This is a genomic window from Acidisphaera sp. L21 (assembly GCF_009765685.1).
In the GTDB taxonomy this organism is placed as follows: Bacteria; Pseudomonadota; Alphaproteobacteria; order Acetobacterales; family Acetobacteraceae; genus LMUY01.
Map to the genome: position 1 here is coordinate 34,815 of NZ_LMUY01000075.1, position 6,940 is coordinate 41,754.

Annotated in this window: 5 protein-coding genes; 2 read left to right on the plus strand and 3 right to left on the minus strand. The window is 65.8% G+C overall.

Annotated features, from left to right (window positions below; all coding sequences use genetic code 11):
- Both GSQ76_RS14955 and GSQ76_RS14960 read left to right on the plus strand, forming a co-directional pair.
- The coding region (locus GSQ76_RS14955) for an ABC transporter permease (protein ID WP_158744710.1) at positions 1-530 on the plus strand (530 nt) is incomplete at its 5' end.
- Positions 531-580: 50 nt separating this feature from the next.
- On the plus strand, positions 581-1,642 hold the full coding sequence (locus GSQ76_RS14960) for an alcohol dehydrogenase (RefSeq protein WP_158744711.1): 1,062 nt from the start codon (positions 581-583) through the stop codon (positions 1,640-1,642).
- Positions 1,643-1,687: 45 nt separating this feature from the next.
- Here GSQ76_RS14960 and GSQ76_RS14965 read toward each other — a convergent pair whose 3' ends face one another.
- The 3 genes from GSQ76_RS14965 to malQ form a co-directional block, all read right to left on the minus strand.
- On the minus strand, positions 1,688-3,130 hold the full coding sequence (locus GSQ76_RS14965; protein WP_158744712.1) for a trehalose-6-phosphate synthase: 1,443 nt from the start codon (positions 3,128-3,130) through the stop codon (positions 1,688-1,690).
- Complete coding sequence (gene treY, locus GSQ76_RS14970; protein ID WP_158744713.1) at positions 3,127-5,907, minus strand: malto-oligosyltrehalose synthase; 2,781 nt, start codon at positions 5,905-5,907, stop codon at positions 3,127-3,129. The genes GSQ76_RS14965 and treY overlap by 4 nt, the downstream gene beginning before the upstream one ends.
- Positions 5,908-6,940, minus strand: a 1,033-nt coding sequence (gene malQ / locus GSQ76_RS31835; RefSeq protein WP_254070420.1) for a 4-alpha-glucanotransferase, incomplete at its 5' end; no start/stop codon positions are given.

A 6,940-nucleotide genomic window follows, 5' to 3' on the forward strand; every position in this document is an offset into this window, starting at 1 on the left:
GGTTCGCCGGCGGCTGGGTGGATGCAGTCATCGGGCGGGTGGTGGACGCCATGCTGGCGTGTCCATTCCTCATCCTGGCGATCGCCCTGGCGGCGTTTCTCGGCCCATCGCTCACCAACGCCATGATCGCGATCGGCGTCACCGCGACGCCGGTATTCATCCGGGTTTCCCGCGCAGCCACGATCGATGCAGCGTCCAACGATTACGTCGAGGCCGCGCGCGCCCTGGGCAACCCGCCCTGGCGCGTCGCGGTGCGGCACGTACTGCCGAACATCGTGCCGCCGGTGCTGGTGCAGGCCACGCTCGCCATCGCCATGGCCATCATCGCAGAGGCGAGTCTCTCGTTCCTGGGATTGGGCCAACAGCCGCCCGAACCGTCCTGGGGCTCGATGTTGAACGCGGCCCAGCGTTTCCTGACGCAGGCGCCCTGGCTCGCAATCTTCCCCGGCGCCGCGATTTTCCTGGCCGTGCTCGCCTTCAACCTGGTCGGCGACGGCCTGCGGGACGCTTTGGACCCTCGGCGGCGTTGACCCCACGCGCCCCTGGGTGTGTCATCCCTCCGTAAAAACAGGAGGACGCGATGCGCGCTTGGGCCGTGGTCGAGAATGGGGCGGATCTGCAGGAGATGGAGCTTCCCACCCCGGAGCCGACCGGTAAGCAGGTTCTGCTGGAGGTGACGCATTGCGGCGTCTGCCACTCCGACCTGCATATCTGGGAAGGCTATTACGACATCGGCGCCGGCAAGCGGATGTCGCTGGCCGATCGTGGTGTGAAGCTGCCGCTCGCCATGGGGCACGAGATCGTCGGGCGCGTGGTTAAGCTGGGGCCGGATGCGACCGGCGTAAAGGTCGGTGACCTGCGGATCGTCTTCCCCTGGGTCGGATGCGGCCATTGCGACCGTTGCCTGGCCGAGGAAGACAATATGTGCGCCGAAGGCAAGGCGCTGGGCGTGTTCCAGAATGGCGGCTACGCCACCCACGTGCTGGCGATGGAGCCACGCCACCTCGTCGACCCCGGCAATGTCGACCCAGCGCTCGCCGCCACCTACGCGTGCAGCGGCATCACGGTCTATTCCGCCATCAAGAAGGTGATGCCGCTGCCGCCGGACACGCCGATCGTGCTGGTCGGGGCAGGCGGACTAGGGCTGAACGCTATCTCCGTCCTGAAGGCGATGGGCCACCGCAACATCATCAGCGTCGATGTCAGCGACGAAAAGCGGGCCATCGCCGCGAAGGCCGGCGCCACCGCCACGGTGGACGGCAGTGGTGAAGGCGTGACCGAGCGGATCATTGCCGCTGCCGGTGGCCCGGTGCGCGCCGTGATCGACCTGGTGAACGGCACCGCAACCGCGCGATTTGCGTTTGCCGCGCTTGCCAAGGGCGGCCGTCTAGTCCAGGTCGGTTTGTTCGGCGGCGACATGACGCTGATGCTGCCGGTGATGGCGATGCGCGAATTGACGGTCGGTGGCAGTTATGTCGGCAACCCGAAGGAATTGCGCGAACTCGTGGCGCTCGCGCAGGCTGGCACGTTGAAGCCGTTGCCCTACAGCACCGTGCCAATGGCAGAGGCGAATGCGGCATTGATGCGATTGAAGGATGGCAAAGTCACCGGCCGCGTAGTGCTCCAGGCCGCAGCAGCCTAGCGAATTCGCCGCCCTCTTCCCCGCGGGAGAGGGCGGCTTTCGCGCTCAGCCCGGGAAAACGTTGCGCTGGCGCACGACCTCGGGGACGACTTTCGGGCCAGACACCGTGTTGGCCGGCGCGCCACTGCCCACGCGCAGCAGCGTCGCCAGGAAAGTACGGCCCCACACCACCGGCGTGGCGCCCTCGATCGCGCGCCAGCACGACAGCCACCGTTCCTGCCGCTCGCTCAAGCTCATGCGCAACGCCGTGTCCAGCGCGTCCGCCAATTCATCCGCATCATGCGGATTAACAATCAAGGCCGACCCCAATTGTTTGGCGGCCCCGGCGAAGCGGGACAGGATGAGCACACCCGGGTCCTGCGGGTCTTGCGCGGCAATGTATTCCTTCGCCACCAGGTTCATGCCATCACGTAGCGGCGTCACCAAGCCGACGCGTGCCTCGCGCATGTAGCCAGCCATCGTGGACCGGGCACCGGCGCGTGCCACGATGCGAAGGGGCGTCCAATCCGGCTCGCTCCACTCGCTGTTGATGGCACCCGCCTCGCGATCCACAGCCTCGCGTAATACACGGTAGGCGGACACATCTTTCCGGCTCTCGGCGGCAATCTGCAAAAAGGTTACCCGGCGGCGCCAATCCGGACGCGTCTCCAGCAGGCGACGGTAACCGGATAGCCTTTGGATGAGGCCTTTCGTCGGATCCAAGCGATCCACGCCCAATACCAGCTTCTGCCCTTGCAGGCTTCGGCGCAGCCGCTCCGTCGGCGCGGCGCGCCAGGCATGTTCGGCCGTCGCAGCAAACTCGCGCGCCTCGATCTCCACCGGAAATGCGCCGAGGCGGACCCGACGTCCGTCCACGTGCAGCCAACCACCCGTCAGTCGCGTCGCACCGGCTAGACGATGTGCCGCCTCCGCGAAATTCTCCACATCATTTTGCGTTTGAAACCCGATCAGATCGGCCGCAACCAGATCGCGGATCAACGCGCCGGCTTCGGGCACGCTGGCCAGCATGTCGGGGGAAGGGAAGGGGATGTGCAGGAAGAACCCGATCGGCGCCGTCACGCCACGGGCCCGCAGCATCGCCGGCATCGCCATCAAATGATAATCGTGAATCCACAGCATATCGTTTGGGCGCAGCAGCGGTGCCAGACTGCTGGCCATGCGTTCATTCACCGCGCGATACACCGAAGCATTCCGCCGATCGAAGCTCATCAGCTCCGGCATCGAGTGCAGCAGCGGCCACAGTGTGCTGTTGGAGAATTCGTTGTAGTAGCGATCGTGCTCCGACTGGCTGAGATCGATCGTCGCGTATTGGACGTTGCCGTCCTGATGCGACTTCACGCTATGGTCGTTCGAGATATCGCCACTCCACCCGAACCACACACCGCCGCGCTGTTCCATCAGGCCTGCTAGGGCCACGGCTAGCCCACCGGCCTGCGCCCCACCGCCCGGCGTTGGCACGCGGTTTGAGACAACGACGAGACGGTTCATCGAACCTCCAGCAACGCCACCGGGAACGTGGCGAGAATTTCAGACACCGGCAAGCGTCCCGTCAGCTCCTTGCCGGGCTCTTTTTGCGCTGCCAATACGTCAACAGTACGGCGGCCGATAAAATTACGTGGCGGAACTATGAAGGTTCCATCCCAACTCGCCGCACCCGTCACCAAGACCGCTGAATTGCCGCAAAGTTGAGCCGGAAGCCGCGTGACCGCGGTGATCGATGCCCGCCCTTCGAACACGCGGGCGAAGGCGAGCACGTGGTCCGCCTTCCTGCCCTCTACCCGCAGCGGAACGTAGCTGCCCTCGGTAAACAAGCCGCCGGACACCGAACGGAACCGCAGTGCGGCAGCGATCACCGCCTGCTTCACCCGTCCATCCTGCCAATCCGCCAATAGCGACGCTGGGGTCGCACCCGCCTGCAACGAGATCTGGCGCGCCGCGAAATCCACCGGCCGGCGGTTATCCGGATCGACGAGGCTGAAATCCCAATACTCCGTGCCTTGGTAGAGATCCGGGACGCCAGGCGAGGTGATGCGCAGCAGTGCCTGTGACAGCGCGTTGACCGCGCCTGGGGCGGCGATGCGCTCCACGAACTCCGCAACCTCATGCAACACACGGGACGTGCGGTCCGGGTCCATGACCTGATGCAGGAAGTCGCGGCAGGCGGCCTCATACTCCTCATTTGGCACCGCCCAGCCGGTATGGCGTTTGCCCTCGCGTAGGGCTTTCTCCTGCCAGGCAGCCAGCCGCTCCTCCAGCGCCGCCACACCCGCCCGGTCATCCGCCGACAGACCCAGTGGCCAGGCCCCGACCATGCTCTCGTACAGCATGATCTCGTCGCAGTTGTCCGGTGCTGGGCCGCCGAGGTCCTTCTTCATAGGCGCGTTAAGCCGTGTCCAGCGGTTCAGCGCGGTCTCCCACTCATCGGGCAACTCACTGATGACGGCCAGCCGTGCCCGCGTATCCTCACCGCGCTTATGGTCGTGCGTCGCCGTGGCCAGCAGCGCCAGCGGGAAGGACTTGCGCCGGGCTCGCATGGCATTGTGGTAGCCGGCTGGCGAAATCGCGAATTGAGATGGCTCCGTCCCCACTTCGTTGCGCGAGATCAGGCGGCCGAAGCGATAGAAGGTCGTGTCCTCCACCGATTTTGCGGCCGTCGGGGCGGATAACTGCTGAAACTTCACCATCGCCCGCAGCCGTTCCTGCCGGCGGCTGCCGGCCGGCACCTGACGAATGCCCTCGCCAGACAGCCAGCCACCGATCAGTTCCAGGAGATCGCGGTCGGTCGGGCGAACCGTTCGCCGCGCGCCAGCCATCGCCCAGTCCATCTCCCGCTTGTCCGTGTCCGACATTCCAGCCAACCCGGCGTAGATGCGGTAGACGTGGAAATGAACCAGAATCTCCACCAGCGTGCGGCGGATCGCCGTCAGCGTGTAGTCGCGCGTAGAGAGATCCCGCCGTGCCACCCGTTGCAGCGCCGCGGCAGCGGAGAACAGTTCGCTGGACAGGCTCTCGCGCAGGATTTGCCGCCGGGCCGCCTTCGCCTCTTCCTCGAACGAGGCGGGGCGCCCCGTTAGGGTGGTCCATAGGGTGGTGAGCTTCTCCTCACCCGCCGGGTCGTGCAGCACGGCCGACACATCGTTCATGTAGTCGTAGCCGGTAGTGCCGTCGGTCAGCCATTCCGTTGCCAGCGATTCCTGTGGCGCCAGAATTTTTTCGATCCATAAGCCGGCGCGCTCGCCGCGTAGCGCCTGCGGCCGATTCTCGTGCGCCGCGTCCAACTGGCGACGCAGCTTGCGGCAATAGCCGCGCGGGTCGGCCAGCCCGTCCACGTGGTCGATGCGGACGGCGTCGATCAACCCCTCGGTATACAGGCGGAGGATGGTGCGATGCGTGTCATCGAACACTGCGGGCACTTCCACCCGCACCCCGGCCAGGCCGTTCACGTCGAAGAAGCGGCGCCAGTTGATCTCGTCCGTCGCGGCACGCCACCAGGACAGCCGGTAATTCTGCCGCTCCAACAACCGGTGCAGGCGGTCGCGACCCACCTCCGTCGCCGGATCGTATCCACGCAGGCATTCCGCGATGGACTGTGTGTAGTCCGGCGAGCGCAACGCCTGGCAGGCGACCGCAGCGTCCCGCCGCATTGCATCGCGATTGGTCGTCGATAGGGCGCCGAACTTGCGCGCCACCTCTTCCAGCGGCCCACCCTCCGTCAACAGGATGGACGGATAGTCCCGTGGGTCGATCGGAAAGCGATGCGTATAGTAGCCGACGAACAGCCGACCGTCCGCCGGGTCGAACTGAAGGGTCAGTTCCTTGTTGTCCAGGCAGTCACCATAGGGAGAGCCTAAGAACGGCGCCAGCATCCGTCCGCGGAGCGAGGCATTGGGTGGGTCCCAGTCGATGTCGAAATACTCGGCATAGGCACTGGCCCGCCCCCATTCCAACACGTCCAGCCACCAGGCATTATCGGCGCCGCCGACGCCCATGTGGTTGGGCACGATATCCAGCACCAACCCCATCTCATGCCGCCGCAACTCCGCCACGAGCCGGCGCAACGCCTCCTCACTACCCAGTTCCGGATCGATCTGATTGTGGTCGACGATGTCGTAGCCGTGGGTGGAGCCCGGGCGCGATTTCAGCAGCGGGGAGGCGTAGAGATGCGAAATGCCGAGGCTGGCAAAATACGGCACCAAGGCCGCCGCCGCATCCAGGGTAAAATCCTTGTGGAACTGGAGGCGGGCGGTAGCGGTAAATCGCTTCATCTATCGTTTCCTGACGGCATCGAGGTCTTTCAAACGCGCCGCCACCGCCGGGTCGTCCAGCAGCGTGGCTGCCGGCCCCGGCATTCTGCGTCGCCAGTTTGGATGCTCGTTAAGCGTCCCTGGCAGGTTTGGTTGCTCCCGCAGGCCCAACGCGTCCTCGACCGGGATGATCGTTAGCGCACAACCAGCCGCGCCGACATGCCGGATCGCGGCGTTCACCGCCTCCGCCGGGTCGATCGGGGAGGGCGGTTCGCCATGCGCCGCGCCGCTCGCCTGCATGGCGGACCACAGCAGGTGCCGGTCGCGTCGGCGCTCGTCATTTTCACGTGCCACGCCGGCCGCGTCGATGAGTCCGATCTCGCGCCGCCACTCCGTGTCGCGGCCGGACCACCAACCCGCTACCGTGGCGAGATCGTGCGTGCTGGTCATGGACACTGCGCCATAATCCCAGGCGGATGGTGCGGTGAAGCCCTGGTCCTGCGCGCGCTCGAACCACAGCACGCGCATGCCCAGCATGCCGCCGCTGCTGATGCGTTGCTGGAAACCTTCCGGCAGCGTGCCCAGATCTTCGCCCAGCACGACGGCCTTGTGACGCTGCGATTCCAGGCGGATCAGCCGCAACATGTCGTCTACCGGGAAGTGCAGATACACGCCATCGGCCGCGCTGTAACCGTCGGGAATCACCCATAGCCGCGCCAGCCCCATCGCATGGTCAATTCGCACCCCACCCGCATGGCGCATGGCGGCGCGCAGCATCTCGATGAAGACGCCGAATCCGTGCAGTTGCAGGCCGCGCGGCGAGAACGCGGCGAGCCCCCAGCTTTGTCCGCGCGTATTCAGCAGATCCGGCGGCGCACCGACGTTGAGGCCGAGCAACGTCTGGTCCGGCCGGGCCCAGCATTGGCTGCCGCCGGAATCCACGCCTACGGCCAGGTCGGATATCAGGCCGATCGGCATGCCGGCATCTTTGGCCGCCTGCTGCGCTTCGCCCAGGCTGCGATCGGCCAGGAACTGGTAGAACGCATGGCGCGTC

What these genes read in the sequence shown, in the direction of transcription:
- GSQ76_RS14960 (WP_158744711.1), top strand. Translation starts at nt 581, where the DNA reads ATGCGCGCTTGGGCCGTGGTCGAGAATGGGGCGGATCTGCAGGAGATG.
- treY (WP_158744713.1), bottom strand. Translation starts at nt 5,907, where the DNA reads ATGAAGCGATTTACCGCTACCGCCCGCCTCCAGTTCCACAAGGATTTT.
- GSQ76_RS14965 (WP_158744712.1), bottom strand. Translation starts at nt 3,130, where the DNA reads ATGAACCGTCTCGTCGTTGTCTCAAACCGCGTGCCAACGCCGGGCGGT.